We start from the raw sequence: 21788 nt of genomic DNA, 5'->3' as shown, positions 1-21788 counted from the left end.
ACACGGCGCTTGCTGTGCATAATGAACGAAGTTTAAAAATTGGGGTTTGATTATGCTTGACCGCGACGGCTTTCGGCCGAACGTCGGCATCATCCTGCTCAACCAGAGAAATCAGGTATTTTGGGGCAAGCGCATTCGGACCCATTCGTGGCAGTTTCCGCAGGGCGGCATTGATCGGGGAGAAACTCCCGAGCAGGCCATGATCCGGGAATTGCATGAGGAAGTGGGGCTCCACCCGGAGCATGTCAGCATTGTTGCCCGAACCCGAGACTGGTTGCGCTACGAGGTGCCAGACCGTTACATTCGCCGCGATGCGCGCGGCCATTACAAGGGCCAGAAGCAAATCTGGTTCCTGCTTCAACTGTTGGGGCACGACTGGGACCTGAACCTGCGCGCCACCGACCACCCCGAATTCGATGCCTGGCGCTGGAACGACTACTGGGTTCCGCTGGACGCCGTGGTGGAGTTCAAACGGGGCGTATACGAAACCGCCCTGATCGAGTTGGCACGTTACCTGCCGCGCAACGAGCCGCGCAACCGATTTCTACGCCATGCCCACCGGCTCCACGATCCCGGCCAAGAAACCGGTAGCAACCGGCCTGGCGGCCTTGAGCTTCCGCCCGGTGCCTCCATTGATCCCCTACCAGGGGCCAACCATACCCCGAACCACGGACGTAACCATGGTCATTAAGCAACTCCTCACCGCGCTATGCCTGGCCGGCGTTGCTGTAGCCACCTGCGCCCAGACGGCGGTTGATCCTGCAAAGGCCGAAGTGGGCATACCACCACCGCCCACCTACTCCAAGGACAAATTGATCCCCATTGAGATGCCGCCGTATGTGACGCTGAAGGTGGGCATAGATCCCGATACAGTGACCGTCGGTTCCGATGATGTAGTGCGCTATGTAGTGGTCATGCGCAACACATCAGGATCGGTGAGTGCAGCGTTTGAGGGCATTCAGTGTGCCAGTGGCGAAGTCAAGACCTACGCACGCGCCGGCACGTCAGGTGCGTGGACAACGGTAGAACCGCAGCAGTGGCGCAATTTGACGGACAACCTGCCGTCAAAACATGCCTATGCGCTCTCCAAGCAAGGGGTTTGCGACGGGCGCACGGCCGCCAAGCGCGCCGACATCCTCAATACCCTCAAACGGGGCAAGCCCTCGTACCAGTGACGCCACGCGAGGCGCCACAGGGCTTTGCCCGTCAGCGGGTCAGGACCAGGTTGTCCCGGTGCAACATTTCGGGTTCTGCGGAGTAACCCAGTAGTTTTTCAATTTCGCTGGAGGGTTTTCGGCACAGCAGCCGAGCCTCGGCGCTGGCATAGTTGGCCAGGCCGCGGGCAATTTCCTGGCCCGAAGCGTCGCGCACAGCAATCACGTCACCGCGTGAGAACTCGCCCTCCACTGCGACCATGCCAATCGGCAACAGGCTCTTGCCATCGTCGCGCACCTTGGCCGCTGCGCCGTCATCTACCACCACCGCACCGCGCATCTGCAAGTGATCAGCCATCCACTGCTTGCGGGCCTGCTTTTTCTGGGTCTGCGCCACCAGCAAAGTCCCAATGGCCTCGCCCTGCGTCAGGCGAATCAGGGCATCTGGCTCGCGGCCCCAGGCGATGACGGTTGAGGCACCGGAGCCCGCCGCGCGCTTGGCAGCGAGTATCTTGGTAATCATGCCGCCGCGGCCAATGCTGGAGCCCGCGCCGCCGGCCATGGCCTCCAGGGCGGAGTCACCTGCACGGGCCTCGTGCACGAACTCTGCCGATGGATCTTTGCGGGGGTCGGCTGTGAACAGTCCCTTTTGGTCAGTCAGGATAACCAAGGCATCCGCTTCCACCAGATTAGCCACCAGCGCGCCCAGGGTGTCGTTGTCGCCGAATTTGATTTCATCGTTGACGACTGTGTCGTTTTCGTTGATGACAGGCACCACTCCCAGCTTAAGCAGGGTCAGCAGCGTGGAGCGGGCATTGAGGTAGCGTTCGCGGTCGGCCAGGTCGGCATGGGTCAGCAGCACCTGGGCGCTGCCCAACCCGTTGAGCTTGAGTTTGGTCTCGTACATCTGGGCCAAGCCCATCTGTCCCACAGCCGCAGCAGCTTGCAGTTCCTGAACCGCCTTGGGCCGCGTAGTCCAGCCCAGGCGCTTCATGCCTTCGGCAATGGCGCCACTGGACACCATGATGACTTCGCGCCCATTGCGGATCAAGTGCGCCAGCTGGCGGCACCATTCGCCAATGGCCACGTCGTCCAGGCCTCGACCATCATTGGTGACCAGACTGGAGCCGACCTTGACCACAATCCGGTGCGCATCACGCAACAATGGAGAACGAGAAATATTTACCATATGCATCGGTAGCCCTCGTCAATATTACGTAAGGCACTATTATTTTTATAGCTATTGGGCCTCGCCAGGTGTTGCAACAAAACGTGGATCGACGACTTCTGGCGTCTGTTCGGACACCTGCTGCGCTTTGACGTGTTTATAGATGGCCTTGATCAGCGGCTCACAGCCTTCTCGGGTCAGTGCTGACATCTCGAACACCGGCCCTTTCCATTTGAAGCGTTTCACGAAATCCTTGACCAGTGCCTCGCGCTCATCGGTTGGCACCATGTCGAGCTTGTTGAGCACCAGCCAGCGCGGCTTCTTGTACAACGCCTGGTCGTACTTCTTTAATTCATTGACGATGGCCTTGGCCTGCGCAACGGAGTCCACGCTTTCATCAAACGGCGCCACATCCACAATGTGCAAGAGCAAACGCGTGCGCTGCAAATGGCGCAGGAACAGATGGCCCAGGCCAGCGCCCTCGGACGCACCTTCGATCAGGCCCGGCAAATCGGCCACGACAAAACTTTGCTCTGGCCCCACACGCACTACGCCCAGATTGGGGTGCAAAGTGGTGAAGGGATAGTCGGCAATGCGGGGGCGCGCGTTGGACACTGCCGTGATGAAGGTGGATTTGCCGGCATTGGGCATGCCCAGCAGGCCTACATCGGCCAATACCTTCAATTCCAGCTTGAGGTTTTTCTTCTCGCCTGGCCAACCAGGGGTCTTCTGGCGGGGTGCGCGGTTGATGGCACTCTTGAAACGCATATTGCCAAAACCGCCATCGCCGCCCTTGGCAATGGTGATAACTTCACCGTGTTGAAGCAATTCATACAGCACTTCACCGGTTTCTGCGTCGCTGATGATGGTGCCCACCGGCATTTTCAAAGTAATGTCACTACCCGCTGCGCCGAACATATCGGAACCCATTCCGTGCTCGCCGCGCTTGGCGTCGTGGCGGCGGGAAAAACGGTAGTCGACCAAGGTATTGAGGTTGGAGTCCGCCACAGCAAATACGTGTCCGCCACGCCCACCGTCGCCGCCATTCGGGCCACCAAACTCTTTGTACTTTTCATGCCGGAACGAGACACAGCCTGCCCCGCCGTCTCCAGCGGAGATATCAATGTAGGCTTCGTCAACGAACTTCATGGTGTGGTACGTAGTTATAAATGAAAAACCCCGCGCACAGGCGCAGGGTTTTTTGGGTGAACTTTCTGCAGATCAGGCTGCAGTCACGCTCACCATGTGCTTATTGAGAGCACCCTTGTGGGCAAACGAAACGTGCCCATCAATCAATGCAAACAAGGTGTGGTCTTTACCCATACCGACATTCACTCCAGCGTGGAACTTGGTGCCACGCTGACGCAAAATGATCGCACCGGGCTTAACCAGTTCGCCGCCGAATTTCTTCACGCCGAGCATCTTGGGCTTGGAGTCGCGCCCGTTTCGCGTAGAGCCGCCGCCTTTTTTCTGTGCCATGACCTTATCCTACGATAGCGCCGATTTGCAGTTCGGTGAACTGCTGGCGGTGCCCTTGACGTTTCTGATAGTGCTTGCGACGGCGCATCTTGAAGATGCGAACTTTGTCGTGCTTGCCGTGAGAAATTACTGTGACCGTAACGGTCGCGCCGGACACCAAGGGCGTGCCAACCTTCATTTCGGCGCCGTTTCCGACTGCCAAAACCTGGTCGATCACGATCTCTTGGCCTACGTCCGCAGCAATCTGTTCTACTTTAATTTTTTCGCCGGCAGCAACTCGATATTGCTTGCCGCCGGTTTTTATGACCGCGTACATGTTGACCTCTTAATCTTGATCCCGCCAACCTGATAACTTAAATTCAGTCAGCGGACTTGACTCTCCGGACGAATTTCCGTAGAGCCAAAAATTATAGCACTTTCCGCCTATCGGGCCAAATCGCTGCCTGGCTTCCCAATGGCCCTTCAGGCTTTCTATACAATCCGGCAACTAACAAACTCGCATTACTGCCTTGCAAGCCCCTACTATCGGTTCATCGACAGGAATTTCCATTGTCGAACAGGACATGCGCGAGGTCGATCGGGTCATCGCAAGAAGGCTGGACTCTGGCGTTCCCCTGGTTGGCAGCGTTTCCCACTACATCATCTCAGCCGGTGGCAAACGGTTGCGTCCGGCGTTATTGTTGTTGTGCTGTGGTGCACTGGGCTACACGGGTGATCAGCGTTTCAATATGGCAGCCGTTGTGGAATTCATACATACTGCCACCCTTCTGCACGATGACGTGGTGGACGATTCCGCCTTGCGCCGTGGCAGCGCTACTGCCAATGCCAGATTTGGCAACCCGGCCAGCGTGCTGGTCGGCGATTTTCTGTATTCCCGCGCCTTTCAGATGATGGTGGATACGCAGAACATGCGCATCATGGAAGTGCTGGCCAATGCCACCAACATCATCGCAGAAGGCGAAGTGATGCAATTGATGAACATGCACAACGCCGGATTGGACGAAGCCGGCTACCTGCAAGTTATCCGCTCCAAGACCGCCAAACTCTTTGAGGCCAGCGCCCAGGTCGGCGCCATTTTGTCGGGTGCCACGGCAGCACAGGAGTTGGCCTGTGCCGAGTATGGGCAGGCGTTGGGAACCGCATTTCAGGTGATTGATGACGTGCTGGACTACACCGGTGACGCCGCAGTGATGGGGAAAAACCTGGGCGACGACCTGCGCGAAGGCAAAGCAACGTTGCCTCTCATTGCTGCCATACAACGTGGTACGACTGCTGAAAAAGCAACCATTCAGAACGCCATCGAAAATGGAGATGTATCCCTGCTCGACGCCGTCATTGCGATTGTCAAAAATACCGGCTCACTGGATTTCGCACGTCAGGCTGCGCAAATGGAGGCCAAGCGCGCCATTGCCGCCGCCCAGCAGCTGCCAAACGGGCCAAATACAGCATGTTTGGTACAACTGGCGTCACAATTGTTGGCCAGAAACCACTGACTGCGCTGTTCAACCCCTTTTCATGGCGATCAAGGGCTTAACTTCAGGAGCCTGCAATTTGGGGCGATCCGCTTCCACTTCCGTCAGCGGCTGAACTTCCTGTAGGCTGGCCAGGCAGCGTCGTGTCAAGTCCTGGTAGGTTCGGGTGCCTTCCAGTTTCCAGGCAATCTCCTTATCCAGCAGCAGGCGTATTTCCTTGATCGGAACACCCGCCACTAGCATCCTTGGCGCTACCTTTTTCCCGGCCGGTACAAATGCGCAGGCCGCCACTATGGCTTCTTCGCCCACCTCCGCCTCATCCAGCACCACTGCATTCATGCCCACCAGCGCATTGCGACGCACGATGCAACTGTGCAGTACCGCACCATGCCCGATATGGCCGTTTTCTTCCACCACGGTATCGACACCGGGAAACCCGTGCATGATGCAGTTATCCTGGATGTTGGCCCCAGTATGCAGCTCGATGCGACCGAAGTCACCGCGCAGGCTGGCGTTGGGGCCTACGTAGCAGTTCGCTCCGATATGCACATCTCCGATCAGCACAGCGGTCGGGTGCACATAGGCGGTGGGGTGTACCACGGGGATAACCCCTTCAATGGAATAACTGGGCATGGTCTTGTCAGGTGCGCTTGGCCACCAGCGTCAGGATGTCGTAACTGGCGACCAGTTCGCCGTCCTGATTGGTAACTTCCACATCCCATGCCACCACGCCTTGGCCAACGCCTTTTGCGTCCACCTTTTTTCGGTCGATTTTGCGTTTGGCCGTCAAGCGGGCCTGAATGGTGTCACCAATGCCAACGGGTTTGATAAATCGCAGCGTGTCCAGCCCGTAGTTGGCCAGCACCGGACCGGGTGCCGGCGACACAAAAAGGCCTGCCGCTGCCGACAGCACAAAGTATCCGTGCGCAATGCGTTTGCCAAACGGCGAATCCTTGGCTGCCACTTCATCAAAGTGCATGTAGAAGTAGTCGCCCGAGATGCCACCAAAGGCCACAATATCCGCCTCGCTAACCGTTCGCCTATGGGTCAGCAATGAGTCGCCAATCTGGAGGTCTTCAAAGTAGCTGCGGAAAGGATGCACTGCCGTGTTGTTGACCTTGGCACCGCGTACATACTCACCGGTTACTGCCGACAACATAGTTGGTGAACCCTGCACGGCTGCACGTTGCAGGTAGTGCTTCACTGCGCGCAGCCCACCCAACTCCTCGCCACCACCGGCGCGCCCAGGGCCACCGTGCTTGAGCGTGGGCAGGGGTGAACCGTGCCCGGTCGACTCCACGGCGGCCTCACGGTCCAGGATATGCAGGCGGCCATGCCAGGCAGCCATGACGGGAATGGCCTGCGCTGCGACTGCTGTGTCGTGCGTCACCAGCGTGGCTACCAAGCTGCCCTGACCACGCGCGGCCAAGGCCAATGCCTCATCCAGGTCGTCATACGCCATCACCGTGCTGACTGGCCCAAAGGCTTCGATGGTGTGCACGGAATCCACATCCATGGGCTTGCGGCAGGCCAGCAGGGTTGGCGCACAGAATGCCCCCTGCGCAGTACCGTCACCAACCCAGTCGGTCTTGCCGCTGTAAACCAGTTCGGCGTCTTGTCGCAACAGGGCAATGCGTTCGGCCACGTCGGCCTGTTGCGCGTGGGAAGCCAGCGGGCCCATGCGCACACGCTCATCAGCGGGGTCGCCCACGGTGGTCTTGGCCAGGCGTGCAGCCAGTTGCTCGCACACCGCATCCAGGTGTTTTGCGGGCACAATGGCACGGCGAATAGCGGTGCACTTCTGACCAGCCTTGACCGTCATCTCACGTGCCACTTCTTTGACAAAAAGCGCAAACTCTTCATCGTCAGGGTTAACATCCGGCCCGAGGATGGCGCAGTTCAGCGAATCGGCCTCGGCATTGAAGGGCACTGAGTGGGCAATCAAATTGGGGTGCACCCGCAGCCGTGCCGCAGTGTCGGCCGAGCCGGTAAAAGTCACTACATCCGCACCGTTCAGGCGATTCAACAAGTCACCCGTTCCACCGATGACGAGTTGCAAGCTACCCTCAGGCAGGATGCCCGATTGAACGATTAGGCGCATGGCGGCTTCGGTCAGGTAGCTTGTAGCACTGGCTGGCTTGCCGATGCAGGGCATGCCCGCCAGAAAACTGGGCGCAAACTTTTCCAGCAAGCCCCAGACGGGGAAGTTAAAGGCATTGATGTGTACAGCGACACCACCACGCGGCACCAACACGTGGGTGCCGGAGAAACCCCCCTTCTTTCCAATTGAGAACACAGGCCCCTCATGCACCAGATTACCCGAAGGCAGCTCGTTGCTGCCCAGGCTTGCATAGGCAAACAAGGTGCCCGCACCACCGTCAATATCGATCCAACTGTCCACCTTGGTGGCACCAGTGTGGGCCGAAACCGCGTAGAGCTGTTCCTTGTGCTCCATAAGGTATTTGGCAAGGGCCTTGAGGCGTTGGGCGCGTTCCTGAAAGTCCATTGCCATCAGTGCAGGCAAGCCTTTGCGGCGGGCATGCTCCACCGCCTCACCAAAATCGAGCGCTTCGGCATGGGTGTGGGCAATGGTCGTGCCGTTGACAGCACTGCGCAGCGCGCTGGCAGCTTGTGTGCCCTGCCAGCGACCGCCGATATAACTTTGAATGGTTTGTGTCATGGTGCTCTTTAAAAAATGAGGGCTTAGCGTTCGTCAAAACTCACTGTCACGGCTTCGCTGGTGGGGCGTGACTGGCAGCTCAGCACAAAGCCCTTGTCGGTTTCCCATGCTTCCAGACCAAAATTTTTGTCCATCGATACGCTACCGGCCATTACCTTGCAACGGCAAGTGGCGCAGACGCCACCTCTACAAGAAAACGGCAGATCCAGACCCGCAGCCATGGCGACATCGAGCAGGTGCTCGTCAGGATTCATGTGCAGTTCATGCGATTTACCGTCCAGCACCACGGTTAGTGCTACTTGACCACCGGGTGGGAGTTTCAGGTTCGCCACAGCTGCCTGCCGCGCTTCAGGCGTGAGCGCCTCCAGGGCGGGAGAGGTAAACCGTTCGGTGTGGATCTGCTTCTCGGGCACACCGGCCGCCAGCAATGCCTTGTGCGTGACATCAATCATCACTTCCGGACCACAGATAAAAACTTCATCCATGCTGGCCACAGGCAACAGGGTGTCGATGATGGAACGCACCTTGGCTGCATCGATACGACCTTGCAGCAGGTCCACCTCTTGCGCCTGGCGCGAAAGAATATGGATCAACGTGAGGCGGTCAGCAAAACGGTCCTTGAGGTCTTGCAACGCTTCATTGAACATCACAGAGTTCATGCTGCGGTTGCCATAGACCAGGGTGAACTTGGACTCGGGCTGGTCTTCCAGCGTGCTGGCCATGATGGACAGAATGGGTGTGATGCCTGAGCCGGCGGCAAATGCCACGCGGTGCAGGGCACGCGGGCGCCTGGATACAAAACGGCCGTCTGGCGGCATCACCGCCAAGGTGTCACCGGCCTTGAGGTTGCTGGCAGCCCAATTGGAAAAAACACCATTCTCCATGGGGCGAATACCCACCACCAGCTCGCGATTGCGAAGCAGGTGATTGTGTGTGGAGCAAATGGAGTAACTGCGGCGCACATCGGCCCCGTCGATCTGGCAGCGCAGGGTCAGGTACTGACCGGGCTGGAAGTCAAAGCGCTCCAGCAAATTCTCTGGCACGCTGAAGGCAATGGCTACCGAGCCAGCCGCCTCGGGGCTGACCCGCGCAACGCGCAAATCGTGAAATCGGGAAGATGCAGTCATAGTGGGGACGTACGTTGATTAATAAGGTTTGAAATAGTCAAACGGTTCCATGCAATCCAGGCAGCGATACAGTGCCTTGCAGGCGGTGGAGCCAAAGTGCGAGATTTCGGTCGTGTTATTGGAGCCGCATTGCGGGCAGTCCACGGCGTCGCGCACCGCGAGCCCCTTGCGCGGTGCAAAGGCCACCACTTGTACGCCAGCGGCAGCAGCGCAGGCGCTTTTCACTGGGGGGGCAATACCGTATGCACGCAGTTTTTCACGCCCTTCAGGGGTCATCCAGTCGGTAGTCCAGGCGGGTGCCAGTTGCGTGATGACACTTGCAGAAACACCTGCACTGGACAGCGCATTCACCACATCGTCTGCCATCTGGCTCATCGCCGGGCAACCGCTGTAGGTGGGGGTGATGACGACCTCCAGTCCCCGTGGGCCCTGCCGCACAGCACGCAAAATACCCATCTCACGCAGGTTGACCACCGGGATTTCCGGGTCGGTCACCGACTCCAACAATTCCCAGATGGCATGGTGCGCTTGTGTCTCCTGGCTTGGCGGCAGCGGTCCGTCGGGCAACCTGCTCAATGGCATTGATGAGACGCCAACTGGGGCAACATCCACAGACATGGCAATTACCAAACGGCCTCAGGGTGAGCCCGCGCCAAGCTTTGCATTTCCGCCAGCACAAAGCCCATATGCTCCGAATGCACACCGTGCTTTCCGGTGGTGACGAATCCTGTACTTGCAGGGACCTTCAATGTGGCAGCCTGCAACGTGTCATTGACCATGGCATCCCACTCTGCCTTGAACGCGCTGGCGTCCACACCCACGCCGGCTTTGACGGCGGCGGCTTCCATGGCGCTGGGTGTCCAGAATTCCTGCGTAAAGGGCATGAGGTAATCGAAGGCCGCCTGCATGCGGCGGTGAGATTCGTCCGTGCCATCTCCCAAGCGCAGTACCCAGTCATGGGCATGACGCAAGTGGTATTGCACTTCCTTGAGCGACTTGGATGCAATCGCGGCGAGTTGCGCATCGGTCGACGCTGCCAGAGCGGCCCAAACCTGGACCATCAGCGCGTTGTACAAGAAATTGCGCGCTATCGTGACTGCATAGTCGCGGTCACCCGAAGAGGTGGGCAATAGCGCGGTGCGGTGCGGCAGTTCCAGTAGTGTGTAGTTCTTGAAGTCCGGCACATCACGGAAGTAGGCCAGCAGATCTTCACTGGACTTCCCGTCCTTACGCACGGCGGCCACATGCTGGTACAGCAAGCGTGCTTGGCCAATCAGGTCCAGACTGTTGTTGGCCAGCGCCAGGTCTTCTTCAAGAATGGGGCCGTGACCACACCATTCGGCATTGCGCTGACCCAAGATGACCGCGTTGTCTGCAAGGTGCAGCAGATAGTCTTGGTAGCTGGCCATTACATATGCCCCACTTCTTCAGGAATATCGTAAAAGGTAGGGTGGCGGTAGATCTTGTCTGCTGCGGGTTCAAACAATGCGTCCTTGTCCTCGGGCGCGCTGGCAGTAATCGACTTGGACGGCACTACCCAAATGCTCACACCTTCCTGGCGTCGGGTGTATACATCGCGCGCCATCTGCAGCGCATGCTGCGAATCCGATGCATGCAGGCTGCCACAGTGCTTGTGCTCCAGGCCCTGCTTACTGCGAACGAATACTTCCCAGAGGGGCCAGTCTTTCAATGCGGTTGTGGTCATGCTGCTTCCTTGTGTGTTTGGGGTTGGTGCTTGCTTGCATAGGCCAGTGCGGCATCGCGCACCCATTGGCCATCGTTGTGTGCTTTGACGCGTGTGGCCAGCCGCTCTTTGTTGCAGGGGCCATTGCCATTAACCGTGTTCCAGAATTCGTCCCAGTCAATCTGACCGTAGTCGTAGTGCTGGCGCTCTTCGTTCCATTTCAGATCCGGATCAGGCAGCGTGACGCCAAGCACCTTGGCCTGGGCCACCGTGGCATCAACAAACTTCTGACGCAGGTCGTCGTTGCTGATGCGCTTGATGCCCCAGCGCATGGCCTGCTCACTGTGCGGGCTATTGGCATCCGGCGGTCCGAACATGGCCAGGCATTTCCACCAGAACCGATTGACCGCATCCTGCACCATGGCCTTTTGTGCGGCAGTCCCTTGCATCATGACCAAGAGCGCCTCGTAGCCTTGGCGCTGGTGGAAAGACTCCTCCTTACAAACCCGAATCATGGCCCGCGCATAGGGACCATAGGAGCAGCGGCACAGGGGAATCTGGTTCATGATGGCGGCGCCATCCACCAGCCAGCCAACCACTCCCACATCCGCCCAGTTCAGGGTGGGGTAATTGAAGATGGAGCTGTATTTGGCCTTGCCACTGTGCAGGTCCGCCAGCATCTGGTCACGCCCCTGCCCCAGGGTTTCTGCAGCGCTGTACAGGTAGAGGCCGTGGCCACCTTCGTCTTGTACCTTTGCGATCAGGATGGCCTTGCGCTTAAGGCTGGGCGCACGGCTGATCCAGTTGCCTTCTGGCAGCATGCCGACGATTTCGCTGTGGGCATGTTGGCTAATCTGGCGCAACAGGGTCTTGCGGTAGGCAACAGGCATCCAGTCCTGGGGTTCGATCTTGCCATCGGCATCGATTCTTGCGTCAAAACGCGCTTGCGCCTCTGGGTTCTCCAAAGTCGTTGCTTGCGGCACAGATTTAAGACTGGCACTGTCTTGCACATTGAGTGACTGCGTATACATGGTGATGCATCTCCTGTTGGTAAAAGTTGCGTTGATTCAAAAGGGACCGTTCAGGACACCCAGGCGGGCTTGCGCTTTTCCAGAAATGCGCTAATACCGTCCCGGGCTTCTGCGGTGGTGCGCTGGCGGGAAATACGTTGCGCAGTTTCTTCAAAAACCGTGGCATCAAGGGGTCTACCTGTGACAGACTTTACAAGTTCCTTTGCTGCAACCTGTGCCAAAGGCCCACCGACAACAAGGGCTTGCACCAACTCGGCAATCCCGGCATCGAGTTGGTCTGGCGATCGCACTTCATTGACGAGCCCAATTGCCAGTGCCCGGTCAGCCGAAATACTCTCTGAACTTTGGAAGTAGCGTAAAGCCTGGCGCGCACCGATGGCCCGTATGACATACGGACTAATGACTGCCGGAATAATTCCAAAGCGAACTTCCGACGTGGAAAAAACGGCGTCACTACTGGCCACGGCCATGTCGCATGCCGCAGCCAATCCAGTTCCTCCCCCCAGTGCCATGCCCTGGACCCGTGCAATAGTGGGTTTTGACATTTCCGACAGTTGGCGCAGCATGTCAGCAAACCGGCGCGCGTCCTGCAGGTTTTCTTCTTGGCTGCAGGTCGATGCGCGCTTCATCCAATTAAGATCCGCGCCTGCCGAAAAATGGCGTCCACGACCACCCAGCACCAGCACGCGTACACCGGGATCTGCATCCAAGGCCGCACATGCGTGAGTCAAGTCGGCAATGAGGGTTTCATCAAACGCATTGAAGACCTGCGGCCGATTCATCCAAATGGTTGCCAACACGCCTGTCCGCTCGATTTCGAGGGATGGGTAGGTCTTGGTGGATGCGGTGGTCCAGTCGCAATTTTTGACTTTGGTGGCGTCACCGACAAATGTTTCCGTCATATCTTTCTCAGTTTTGCTTGGGACGATCGTCAACCACTCGACGGGCTTTGCCTGTCTGTGTGCGGGGTATCGAATCAAACGCCATCACGGCTACACGCGTTGAGATGCCCACATTGGTTTTGATATGGTGTTGCAATTCTTTGCTGATGGCATCCATCTCTGATGGGCTCAGCCTGTCGGAGAGTTCACGTTGCACTTCGCAGCGAACCTCAACATTGTCCAGATGCCCTTCGCGGTTGAGCAATACCTGGTAATTTCCCGAGAGGCGCTTGTCGCGCAAAATCTGTTCTTCTATCTGGGTCGGAAACACGTTGACGCCACGCACGATCAGCATATCGTCGCTGCGCCCACTAATCTTTTCCATGCGACGGAACGCACGCGATGTTGGTGGCAACAATCGGGTAAGGTCGCGCGTGCGATAACGAATAACCGGGAATGCCTGCTTGGTCAGTGACGTAAAAACCAGTTCGCCGTCCTCTCCGTCGGCGACTACTTCGCCGGTATCGGGGTTGACAATTTCCGGGTAGAAATGATCCTCCCAAATGACCGGCCCATCTTTGGACTCTATGCATTCACAGGCCACGCCAGGCCCCATGACTTCGGTCAGGCCATAGATGTCGATGGCGTCTATTCCAAGCTTGCGCTCAATCTCCCCACGCATGCCTTCACCCCATGGTTCGGCACCAAAGATGCCAACTTTGAGCGAGATCTGATCAGGGGTGATACCCAGTCGTTCAAACTCCTCGGCAATCACCAACGAGTACGACGGTGTAACCATGATGATTTGCGGCTGAAAATCGATAATCAACTGCACCTGCCGTTCAGTCTGCCCACCCGACATGGGCACCACGGTGCAGCCAAGTCGTTCCGCACCGTAATGTGCACCCAGGCCGCCTGTGAACATGCCATAGCCATAGGCGTTATGCAGAATGTCGCCAGCACGGCCACCAGCCGCACGGATGGAACGCGCTACCAGATTGGCCCAGTTGTCGATATCTTGCAGCGTGTAGCCAACCACAATGGATTTTCCGGTGGTACCGCTGGAGGCATGCAGGCGCGCGACTTTTTCGCGTGGCACAGCAAAAAGCCCAAATGGGTATTGGTCGCGCAGGGCCGTCTTGGTCATGAACGGAAACTTCGCCAAGTCCGCAAGGTTTTTCAGATCGCTTGGGTGCACACCCTTTTCATCAAAGGCCTTTTTGTGATACGGCACGTTGTCATAGGCATGTTTGAGCGACCATTGCATGCGTTCAAGTTGCAATGCGGAGATTTCGTCACGACTGGCCGTTTCAATGGGCTCCAGATCACCTGGCAAGGGGCTCGTAACTGGCATGCGTGTCTCCTGTGATGGGATATCGTTTTGATTTAGTGCGATTCATCGGCTTGCGTCAAGCCAGAAATCACTTCACCTTGAATTCGATACGACTTGCCGCGAAAAAGTGCTATGGCCTTTCCCTCGCCGTTTCGGACGCTAACGTCGTAGACGCCAGTTCGACCGGATTGTGATTGCTCGACCGCCTCAGCTTGCAGTATTTCGCCTTCTTTGGCGGGGGCCAGGAAGTCAATGTTGCAGGCCAATGCAACCGTGTTCTTGTTATAGCTGTTGCAAGCGTAGGCGAATGCTGCGTCTGCCAATGTAAAGATCATGCCGCCATGGCAAATATGGTGGCCATTGACCATGTCACCCCGAACTGCCATTTCAATCTTGGCGTAGCCAGGCTTGATGCCCAGAATACGCATACCCATAGCTTGCGCGGCGCGATCACGGGCCCACATGGCTTCTGAAGTGGCCTCTGCCAAAGCCTGCGATTCTTCTGGTGTTGCAGAAGTTATTTGATTTGTCATTTGTTTCATGGGTAGGTGCTGCTTCCAGCGAATACATGTTGCGAAATCAGAGGAGAAATACGATACCGATCTTCGCCATAGCTCGCGCCCAGGTTGGCCAGTACATCACGCACTGCGCGCAGTCCAATTTGGTCTGCCCAGAGCAGCGGGCCCCTTGGATAGTTCACTCCCAGCAGCATGGCAGAGTCAGCGGCTAGCGTTGAGCAGACCCCCTGATTCACTGCGTCTGCCGCTTCGTTTGCCAGCATGCAAACGGTGCGCATTACAGCCAATCCCGGTACATCGGCAAAGCGCGAGACTTGCATCCCGCAGGCCTGCAGAAGAGCCGCGGCATCATTCGCGGCGGCTTCCGTGCACTGGGCCGAAGCGGCCATTGCCAGACGCGTGGCTTGTGTGTAATCCAGCGCCAGGTCGATGACCACGGTGTTGGAGAGGCCCGATTCAGATGCCCTTTGCGTGGCACTGCGCCCATCGGTGACAAACACCACGGCGTCACCAGCCTGCGCGATCCTGCCATCGAGGGACACTTCCCGCTGAAATACGACGTTGGCAGCTGTCAGCCGTTGTGCCAATGCATTGGCAGCGGATGATTCACCACAGATGAAAATTTCGGCGGGTAGCGGGTACGGTGATTCGGTTTGGGGCTCTGGCTTAGTCGCCCCGGGTTGGTAATCATAGAAGCCACGACCCGACTTTTTGCCCAGAAAACCGGCATTCACAAGTTCTTGTTGAACGAGCGAAGGTAGAAAACGGGGGTCGTTATAGAAGGCACTCCAGACCGAGCAGGTAACCGCGAAATTGATATCGTGACCAATCATGTCCATGAGCTCAAATGGGCCCATGCGAAAACCACCGGCTTCGCGCATCACTGCATCAATGGTGGCGCAATTGGCCGCACCTTCGGTCAATAAACGCAGCGCTTCGCCGTAGTAAGGGCGAGCCACACGATTGACGATAAAGCCCGGAGTCGACTTGGCATGTACCGGAGTTTTTCCCCAAGCATGCGCGGTTGCAAAAAGAGTCTCTGCAACGTGCGGGTCGGTGGCCAACCCTGAAACGACTTCGACCAGAGCCATCAACGGCGCAGGATTAAAAAAGTGCAAACCTGCCAAACGACCTGAGTGCTTTAGTGCCGCCCCGATCGCAGTGACAGAAATGGATGAGGTGTTGGTTCCAAAAATGCAGTCGTCACCGACGATATCTTCAAGCCCCCGGTACAGGTCCTGTTTGGCCTGCAGGTTTTCAACGATGGCTTCTATCACCAGGCTCGCGTCTGCCAACTCTGATTGAGTTGCTACCGCCACGAGCCGACTCGAAGCCGCGTGGGCAGCTTCTTGTGTGAGCTTGCCTTTTTCAGCCAACCTCGCAAACTGGGCACGAATACTCGCCACTGCGGCTTGCGCCGCCTGCGGGCGGTTGTCCATCAATTTCACCGTATGCCCTGCAGCAGCCGCAACCTGCGCAATGCCTGCACCCATGGCACCCGTGCCAACCACTGCAATGGTTGCGTGAAGCGGCAAAGACTGCGCCATGGTTATTGCCCGGTAAACTTGGGTGCACGCTTTTCCATGAACGCAGACACCCCTTCCGCGTAGTCCGGGCTCCAGCCAAGCTCGCGCATGAAACCACCTTCCATGGACAGTTGCTGCTCCAGTGTGTGGGTGGGCGCTGCGTGCATCGCCTGGCGCGTGCGCACCAGGGCCTTGGTCGGCATGGTTGCCAGTTGGGCGGCGAGTTTGTCCACAGTTGCGGCCAGGTCAGCATCGTCGACGACCTGCCAAATCAATCCCCATTCAGCTGCCTTTTCTGCGGGTAATTTGTCGGCGAGCATGGCCAAACCAATCGCCCGCGCCATGCCTACGCGTTGTGGCAAAAACCAGGTGCCACCCGTGTCCGGCACCAGTCCAATTTTGCTGAATGCCTGCAAAAAAGAGGCGGATCGCGCCGCGATGACCAGGTCGCAAGCCAGCGCCACGCTGGCCCCTGCGCCAGCGGCAATGCCGTTGACTGCTGCAATGGTGGGGACCCGCAGGTTCTGCAGACTCAAAATCAACGGGCGGTAATACTTTTCAACCACATTGCCGATGTCGGGCGCAGAGGCTCCCATTGCCATCTCGGGGTCGCCCAGATCCTGGCCGGCACAGAAGGCACGGCCTGCTGCTGACAAAACCAGAACCCGAATAGTTTTGTCGCTTTGAATGGTATTGAGCGCAGCCTGGATTTCAACGTGCATCGCACCGATAAAGCTGTTGAGTTTGTCGGGGCGGTTGAGCGCCAGGCGTGCGACGCAATTCTGCACGTCAAACAAAATGTGTTGGTAGGTCATATGGACATCCTAATACGTAGTAATCCGAAGATGCTGAGTTCAATCGATCCAACCTCTCAAGGTATTTACCTATGTTACACCATAAGAAATGTATTACGCAATAGATAATTTGCAATAGAATTGATTTTTGCGACTTCCAATCGTCGACTTTTCTCGTCTGCCCCATGATTGCAATGCCAAACGCAGTTGGCGCAGCTAGACTTGGGCGCGCATCGGTCGTTCGCAGACCGCCCTGGTCTTTAACGAATCGCCTTGAGAGCCAATCATGTCTGATGAAAAAGAGAGCAAGCACGGTGTCCAGTCCCTGGAGGTAGGCGCTGGCGTGCTGCGCGCTGTGGTGAACGGCCATCGCGCCATGATGCTCAAAGAAATTGCTGCCGCTGCAGACATTCCTCCATCCAAGGCACACCGCTATCTGGTCAGCCTGATCCGCTCGGGTTTGATTGAGCAAGACCCGGCCACATCACGCTATAGCCTTGGCCCGTTTGCCTTGAATATTGGCCTGGTCGCCATTGACCGGTTGGACCGCATTCGCCTTGGAATGGCAGCGATTTCCGAGTTGCGCGACGAAATCAATGAGACCACGGCCATTGCAGTCTGGGGCGACCACGGCCCCGTCATCGTTCGGTGGGAGCGCCCACAGCGACCCATTACCGTCAACGTGGTGACAGGTACATCCTTGCGCTTGTTGAGTACTGCCAGTGGTCGTGCTTTTGCTGCGTGGTTGCCCGCAGCCCAGACCGAAGCCCAGATTGCCAAAGAATTGCGTAACGAGTCCTCAGTGTCCGGCTTCAAGACCCGTGCCGAAGTGGATGCCATGCTGGAGAGGGTACGCGAGGACGGAGTTGCACCGGTAACCAGACACTATTTGTTTTCAGGTGTGGAAGCCATTGCCGCACCGATTTTTAACTTCAAGAATGAAATTTCGATGTCCATGGTGGTGGTGGGCGTTCATGGCATGTTCGACATGGCCGAAGGCAGCCCCGTTTACGAAAAGCTGCGTGCATCCGCAGATGCGCTGTCCTGGCGCTTGGGGGCCACTCGCCGTGGCCGGATGGATGTGTCGCCAAGGCTCACGGAATAGGGTGTCTAGTTGAAATGAACGCTTCAATGTTAATTACTTTTAACAGAAATCTTTACGTAATTCAGAATGTAAACTATGCGACTTTTCTGGGTGTGCCGTCGGGCTGGATATTTGGGAGTTTGAACCCGGTAAAGTGAAGTTACTATATTTTTTATAGCGTACTAGCCTTATTTCACGAGAGCTACGCCGTGTTTTTACAATGAATGGTTCAGGAGTCCACCGTGGCAAAACCCATTTGGGTCGAAATGCGGTTCGCGCAATCGCGCAGCGCCTGCGCGTTGGCGCATGTCCAATCCGGGTCAAATCCCCCCGTTGGCCCGACTATGGTGAGCACAATAGACAGGTGTCCGTTGTGGTCAAAAACCGGCGCTGCAAAAGCACTCACACCCGCGATAGGTTGTCCGATGGCTCTGGCAAGACCGTGTTCGCGAACTTCCTGCAAATCACGCTGCATGTCTTTCCAATTGCGCAGTGCGCCAATAACGTGCGGAATCGCATGCGGGTGCATAGATTCTTCGACGAAACGTTCCATTTTTCTTGCTGGCATGTAGGCACCAAAAATCTTGCCAGTCGCCGTTGTCAACGACATGACGGTTCCCGGGCGAAGGTTCATGTGGATCGGATGACTGGATTCTTCAAGGTGAATGACCGTCGGGCCTGCATTGCCCCACACCGACAACGCCACCGTGTGGTGAATTTTTTGCTCCAGTTCGACTGCGGCAGCCATGGCCAGGCGAACCGGGTTGAGTTGACGCAAGCCAGCCAGGCCCATGCGCAGCGCCAGCGCCCCCAAACCGTAGCGACCAGAGACAGGGTCCTGGGCGACCAAGCCAATCTTGCCGAAGCTCACCAGATAGGGGTGCGCTTTGGCAGGCGTCATTTTGGCCTGAACGGCGAGTTGTTTCAAAGTCATGGGGCCCCCACTGTCGGCCAGAACGACCAGAATCTGGCCACCGACTTCTATGGACTGGATGCCACGTTGTTCTTTTTCGTCTTCAATTTGCAGTTCCATGGCTCGCTTTCGGATGTAACCCCTGCATCTTATACAGATGCGACGCATTTTCGATAAATACAAATAGGTTTATCCTATTTAAATAATTTGTTTTAGTATAAATCATTTGTTGATAGCGAAATTACTGTACACTCCCTCTATCCACTTAAAAGGAAGCACCACATGACCACCGCCAAATTCGCGTCCGTAGCCGACCTCGAGGTTAAAAAGACCACCTTTCAGCAACTCTCCGCGCATTGCTGGGCCTACACCGCCGAGGGCGACCCCAACACGGGCGTCATCATTGGCGAGGACTCTGTCTTGATCTGCGATGCCCTGGCTACCCCCGTTATGGCCCAGAGCCTGATTGCCGAGATCCGCAAAGTAAGCGACAAACCCATTAAATACGTGGTGCTCTCCCATTACCACGCCGTGCGTGTACTGGGCGCGTCGGGCTACAAGGACGCTGGCATGCAGGAAATCATTGCGAGCCAAGGCACCTACGAAATGATTGTGGAGCGCGGCGCGCAGGACATGCAGTCCGAGTACGAACGATTTCCGCGCCTGTTCAACAACTTTGATTCCATTCCTGGCCTGACTTGGCCCACTCTGGTTTTCAAGGACGCAATGACCCTGTGGATGGGCAAGCTTGAAGTCAAGATCATGCACGTTGGCCCAGGCCACACCAAGGGTGACACCATTGTTTGGGTGCCATCCGAACAAGTACTTTTCTCGGGAGACCTGGTGGAAGCCGACGCAGCCTGCTACACCGGAGACGCGCAACTGGAGGAATGGCCCGCCACACTGGATGCCTTGGCGGCCTTGGGCGCACAAAAACTGGTGCCTGGCCGTGGCCCGGCGCTGTTGTCGCCAGAGCGCGTCGCTGAAGGCTTGGCCTATACCCGTGACTTTGTGACTACCTTGCTGCGTTCAGCCAAAGAGGCTGTTGCACAGGGCATGAACCTGAACCAGGCCATGGCGCATTGTCGCAAGGCGATGGATCCCAAATTTGGTCAGGTCTTCATTTATGAGCACTGCCTGCCCTTTGATGTAACGCGTGCAGTTGACGAGGCCAGCGGCATCAAGCATCCCCGCATCTGGACCGCAGAACGCGACAAGGAAATGTGGCACGGCCTGCAGGCAACCCAGTAAGACGATGAGGAGACTCGCATGCTGAGCACTTACCAATATCCCAAATACGATTATGTTCAAGCGCCGGAACTGAAATCTGGCGTTACAAAGCGCCACCCGGTGGTGGTAGTGGGTGCTGGGCCTGTGGGCCTTGCGGCAGCCATTGACCTGGCCCAGTTTGGAGTGCCGGTAGTGGTGCTTGATGATGACAATTCGGTTTCGGTCGGCTCACGCGGTTTGTGCTACAGCCGGCGCACCCTGGAAATACTGGACCGTCTCGGTGTTGGCGACGATACCGTTGCCAAAGGTGTGAGCTGGAATGTGGGCCGCACTTTTTTCAATGACACGGAAGTCTTTAACTTCAACCTTCTGCCCCAGCCAGACTTCAAGCGACCAGGCATGGTGAGCCTGCAGCAGTACTACCTGGAAGAGTACGAGATCAAACGGGCCAAAGACCTGCCCAATCTGGACTTGCGTTTTTGCAACAAGGTGGTGTCGGTGTCACCCGAGGGCAATGGCGCAACGCTGCAAGTGGAAACACCCGACGGTATCTACACGCTAGAGACCGACTGGCTGATTGTGGCCGACGGTGCGCGCAGCAGTATCCGGCGCATGCTCAATCTTGAAATAGACGGCAAGGTTTTCATGGACCGCTTCCTCATCGCCGACGTGGTGATGAAAGCCGACTTTCCGGCAGAGCGCTGGTTCTGGTTTGATCCGCCCTTTCACAAGGGGCAGTCGGTGCTGCTGCACCGTGAGGCCGACAACGTGTACCGCATCGACTTTCAACTCGGCTGGCAAGCCGATCCGGAGGAAGAAAAGAAGCCAGAAAACGTCATCCCGCGCATCAAGGCCATGCTCGGGGATGACCGCGAGTTTGAGTTGGAGTGGGTCAGCGTATACACCTTTCAGTGCCGCCGCATGACGGAGTTTCGCCATGGACATGTGCTGTTTGCCGGAGATGCCGCGCACCAGGTTTCACCCTTTGGTGCCCGTGGAGCCAACTCGGGTATTCAGGATACTGACAACCTGGTCTGGAAGCTGAAACTCGTGATGGATGGCAAGGCGCCTGACGGTCTGCTTGACACCTATTCGGAAGAGCGGGTATTTGCCGCCGATGAGAACCTCATGAATTCGACGCGTTCAACCGACTTCATCACGCCTAAAAGCAATACATCACTCACCTTCCGGAACGCTGTTCTCTCTTTGGCGCGGGAACACGCATTCGCGCGTGCACTGGTCAATTCTGGGCGTCTCTCAGTGGCTGCGAATCTGACGCAATCGCGGCTCAACACGCCTGACACGGCCGACTTTCGAGGGGACATGGTTCCAGGTGCCGCCATGGACGATGCGCCCATGCAGGAAGAAGGCCAACAATTCTGGTTGCTGGACCGTATGGGCAGGCAATTCACAGCGCTGGTCTATGTAATCGATCCTGCTGCCCTGGACGCTACCTTTGCACGCAATTGCAAGGCCTTGGCCAGTGGCGAAATAGCGGTGGAGGTGATTCTCGTCTCACCCAATCCAGGCCCGGCGCCAGAAGGTTTGCGTGTTTTTGTGGACCAGGCTGGGCGTTTTGCTGAACGCTTTGATGCCGCTGATGGAACCGTCTACTTGATGCGGCCCGATCAACACATTGCCGCCCGTTGGCGCACCTTTGATGCGAACAGCATCACTGCGGCGTTGGCCCGCGCAACCTGCAATGTGCACTGAG

General features: G+C 57.1%; 23 protein-coding genes. 6 read left to right on the top strand and 17 right to left on the bottom strand.

Going from position 1 to position 21788, the window contains the following annotated elements; translation table 11 throughout:
- Positions 1 to 52 precede the first annotated feature (52 nt).
- Together IPI80_RS20740 and IPI80_RS20735 are read left to right on the top strand one after the other, a co-directional pair.
- Positions 53 to 691 (top strand): RNA pyrophosphohydrolase, encoded by a 639-nt coding sequence (locus IPI80_RS20740; RefSeq protein WP_413863203.1) that lies wholly within the window; start codon positions 53 to 55, stop codon positions 689 to 691.
- Positions 681 to 1175 (top strand): CNP1-like family protein, encoded by a 495-nt coding sequence (locus tag IPI80_RS20735; RefSeq protein WP_413863200.1) that lies wholly within the window; start codon positions 681 to 683, stop codon positions 1173 to 1175. Before IPI80_RS20740 ends, IPI80_RS20735 begins: the two co-directional genes overlap by 11 nt.
- A gap of 31 nt (positions 1176 to 1206) precedes the next feature.
- Here IPI80_RS20735 and proB read toward each other — a convergent pair whose 3' ends face one another.
- The 4 genes from proB to rplU all read right to left on the bottom strand — a co-directional run bounded on the left by proB (position 1207) and on the right by rplU (position 4117).
- Positions 1207 to 2343, bottom strand: coding sequence for a glutamate 5-kinase (gene proB / locus IPI80_RS20730; RefSeq protein ID WP_413863197.1), 1137 nt, complete (start codon positions 2341 to 2343; stop codon positions 1207 to 1209).
- 51 nt (positions 2344 to 2394) lie between these two features.
- Positions 2395 to 3471, bottom strand: a complete 1077-nt coding sequence (gene cgtA, locus IPI80_RS20725; RefSeq protein WP_413863194.1) for an Obg family GTPase CgtA — start codon at positions 3469 to 3471, stop codon at positions 2395 to 2397.
- Between the two features lie 72 nt (positions 3472 to 3543).
- Complete coding sequence (gene rpmA, locus IPI80_RS20720; protein ID WP_413863191.1) at positions 3544 to 3801, bottom strand: 50S ribosomal protein L27; 258 nt, start codon at positions 3799 to 3801, stop codon at positions 3544 to 3546.
- A gap of 4 nt (positions 3802 to 3805) precedes the next feature.
- A complete protein-coding gene (rplU, locus tag IPI80_RS20715; protein ID WP_413863188.1) occupies positions 3806 to 4117 on the bottom strand; it encodes a 50S ribosomal protein L21 in 312 nt (103 codons plus the stop codon).
- 247 nt (positions 4118 to 4364) lie between these two features.
- Here rplU and IPI80_RS20710 point away from each other — a divergent pair, with 247 nt between their 5' ends.
- Entirely contained in the window at positions 4365 to 5294 is a 930-nt protein-coding gene (locus IPI80_RS20710) for a polyprenyl synthetase family protein (RefSeq protein ID WP_413863575.1), read from the top strand.
- 9 nt (positions 5295 to 5303) lie between these two features.
- Here IPI80_RS20710 and IPI80_RS20705 read toward each other — a convergent pair whose 3' ends face one another.
- Genes IPI80_RS20705 through paaG form a run of 12 tightly spaced genes read right to left on the bottom strand, consistent with a single transcriptional unit; the run spans position 5304 to position 16868 of the window.
- Positions 5304 to 5906 carry a phenylacetic acid degradation protein PaaY gene (locus tag IPI80_RS20705; protein WP_413863186.1) on the bottom strand — a complete coding sequence of 201 codons (603 nt, stop codon included), beginning with the start codon at positions 5904 to 5906 and terminating at the stop codon, positions 5304 to 5306.
- Positions 5907 to 5913: 7 nt separating this feature from the next.
- The gene (gene paaZ, locus IPI80_RS20700; protein ID WP_413863183.1) at positions 5914 to 7953 is read right to left on the bottom strand and encodes a phenylacetic acid degradation bifunctional protein PaaZ; all 2040 of its coding nucleotides are present in this window, start codon (positions 7951 to 7953) and stop codon (positions 5914 to 5916) included.
- A gap of 23 nt (positions 7954 to 7976) precedes the next feature.
- Entirely contained in the window at positions 7977 to 9080 is a 1104-nt protein-coding gene (gene paaE, locus IPI80_RS20695; protein WP_413863180.1) for a 1,2-phenylacetyl-CoA epoxidase subunit PaaE, read from the bottom strand.
- Between the two features lie 18 nt (positions 9081 to 9098).
- Positions 9099 to 9662: a 1,2-phenylacetyl-CoA epoxidase subunit PaaD gene (gene paaD, locus IPI80_RS20690; RefSeq protein WP_413863177.1), complete on the bottom strand. Its 564-nt coding sequence runs from the start codon at positions 9660 to 9662 to the stop codon at positions 9099 to 9101.
- 41 nt (positions 9663 to 9703) lie between these two features.
- Entirely contained in the window at positions 9704 to 10489 is a 786-nt protein-coding gene (gene paaC, locus IPI80_RS20685) for a 1,2-phenylacetyl-CoA epoxidase subunit PaaC (protein WP_413863174.1), read from the bottom strand.
- Positions 10489 to 10785: a 1,2-phenylacetyl-CoA epoxidase subunit PaaB gene (paaB, locus tag IPI80_RS20680; RefSeq protein ID WP_413863171.1), complete on the bottom strand. Its 297-nt coding sequence runs from the start codon at positions 10783 to 10785 to the stop codon at positions 10489 to 10491. The genes paaC and paaB overlap by 1 nt, the downstream gene beginning before the upstream one ends.
- A complete protein-coding gene (paaA, locus tag IPI80_RS20675; RefSeq protein ID WP_413863168.1) occupies positions 10782 to 11795 on the bottom strand; it encodes a 1,2-phenylacetyl-CoA epoxidase subunit PaaA in 1014 nt (337 codons plus the stop codon). Before paaA ends, paaB begins: the two co-directional genes overlap by 4 nt.
- 50 nt (positions 11796 to 11845) lie before the next feature.
- Complete coding sequence (locus IPI80_RS20670; protein ID WP_413863165.1) at positions 11846 to 12697, bottom strand: enoyl-CoA hydratase/isomerase family protein; 852 nt, start codon at positions 12695 to 12697, stop codon at positions 11846 to 11848.
- Between the two features lie 7 nt (positions 12698 to 12704).
- Positions 12705 to 14030, bottom strand: a complete 1326-nt coding sequence (gene paaK / locus IPI80_RS20665; RefSeq protein WP_413863162.1) for a phenylacetate--CoA ligase PaaK — start codon at positions 14028 to 14030, stop codon at positions 12705 to 12707.
- Positions 14031 to 14062: 32 nt separating this feature from the next.
- Entirely contained in the window at positions 14063 to 14551 is a 489-nt protein-coding gene (gene paaI / locus IPI80_RS20660) for a hydroxyphenylacetyl-CoA thioesterase PaaI (protein ID WP_413863159.1), read from the bottom strand.
- Entirely contained in the window at positions 14548 to 16074 is a 1527-nt protein-coding gene (paaH, locus tag IPI80_RS20655; RefSeq protein ID WP_413863156.1) for a 3-hydroxyacyl-CoA dehydrogenase PaaH, read from the bottom strand. Before paaH ends, paaI begins: the two co-directional genes overlap by 4 nt.
- A 2-nt stretch (positions 16075 to 16076) precedes the next feature.
- Entirely contained in the window at positions 16077 to 16868 is a 792-nt protein-coding gene (gene paaG, locus IPI80_RS20650; RefSeq protein WP_413863154.1) for a 2-(1,2-epoxy-1,2-dihydrophenyl)acetyl-CoA isomerase PaaG, read from the bottom strand.
- Positions 16869 to 17133: 265 nt separating this feature from the next.
- Here paaG and IPI80_RS20645 point away from each other — a divergent pair, with 265 nt between their 5' ends.
- The gene (locus tag IPI80_RS20645) at positions 17134 to 17952 is read left to right on the top strand and encodes an IclR family transcriptional regulator (RefSeq protein ID WP_413863151.1); all 819 of its coding nucleotides are present in this window, start codon (positions 17134 to 17136) and stop codon (positions 17950 to 17952) included.
- Between the two features lie 208 nt (positions 17953 to 18160).
- Here IPI80_RS20645 and IPI80_RS20640 read toward each other — a convergent pair whose 3' ends face one another.
- Positions 18161 to 18964 carry an IclR family transcriptional regulator gene (locus tag IPI80_RS20640; protein ID WP_413863148.1) on the bottom strand — a complete coding sequence of 268 codons (804 nt, stop codon included), beginning with the start codon at positions 18962 to 18964 and terminating at the stop codon, positions 18161 to 18163.
- A gap of 162 nt (positions 18965 to 19126) precedes the next feature.
- On the opposite strand from IPI80_RS20640, the gene IPI80_RS20635 reads away from it, so the two are divergent.
- Entirely contained in the window at positions 19127 to 20095 is a 969-nt protein-coding gene (locus IPI80_RS20635) for an MBL fold metallo-hydrolase (RefSeq protein ID WP_413863146.1), read from the top strand.
- A gap of 18 nt (positions 20096 to 20113) precedes the next feature.
- On the top strand, positions 20114 to 21787 hold the full coding sequence (locus IPI80_RS20630; RefSeq protein ID WP_413863143.1) for an FAD-dependent oxidoreductase: 1674 nt from the start codon (positions 20114 to 20116) through the stop codon (positions 21785 to 21787).
- The last annotated feature ends 1 nt before the right edge of the window (position 21788 follow it).

Origin of the sequence: Candidatus Aalborgicola defluviihabitans (assembly GCF_016705985.1) — a bacterium.
Lineage (GTDB): Bacteria > Pseudomonadota > Gammaproteobacteria > Burkholderiales > Burkholderiaceae_C > Allorhodoferax > Allorhodoferax defluviihabitans.
Note: the sequence above shows the minus strand (reverse complement) of the source record. Positions and strands in the feature narration are given on the sequence as shown.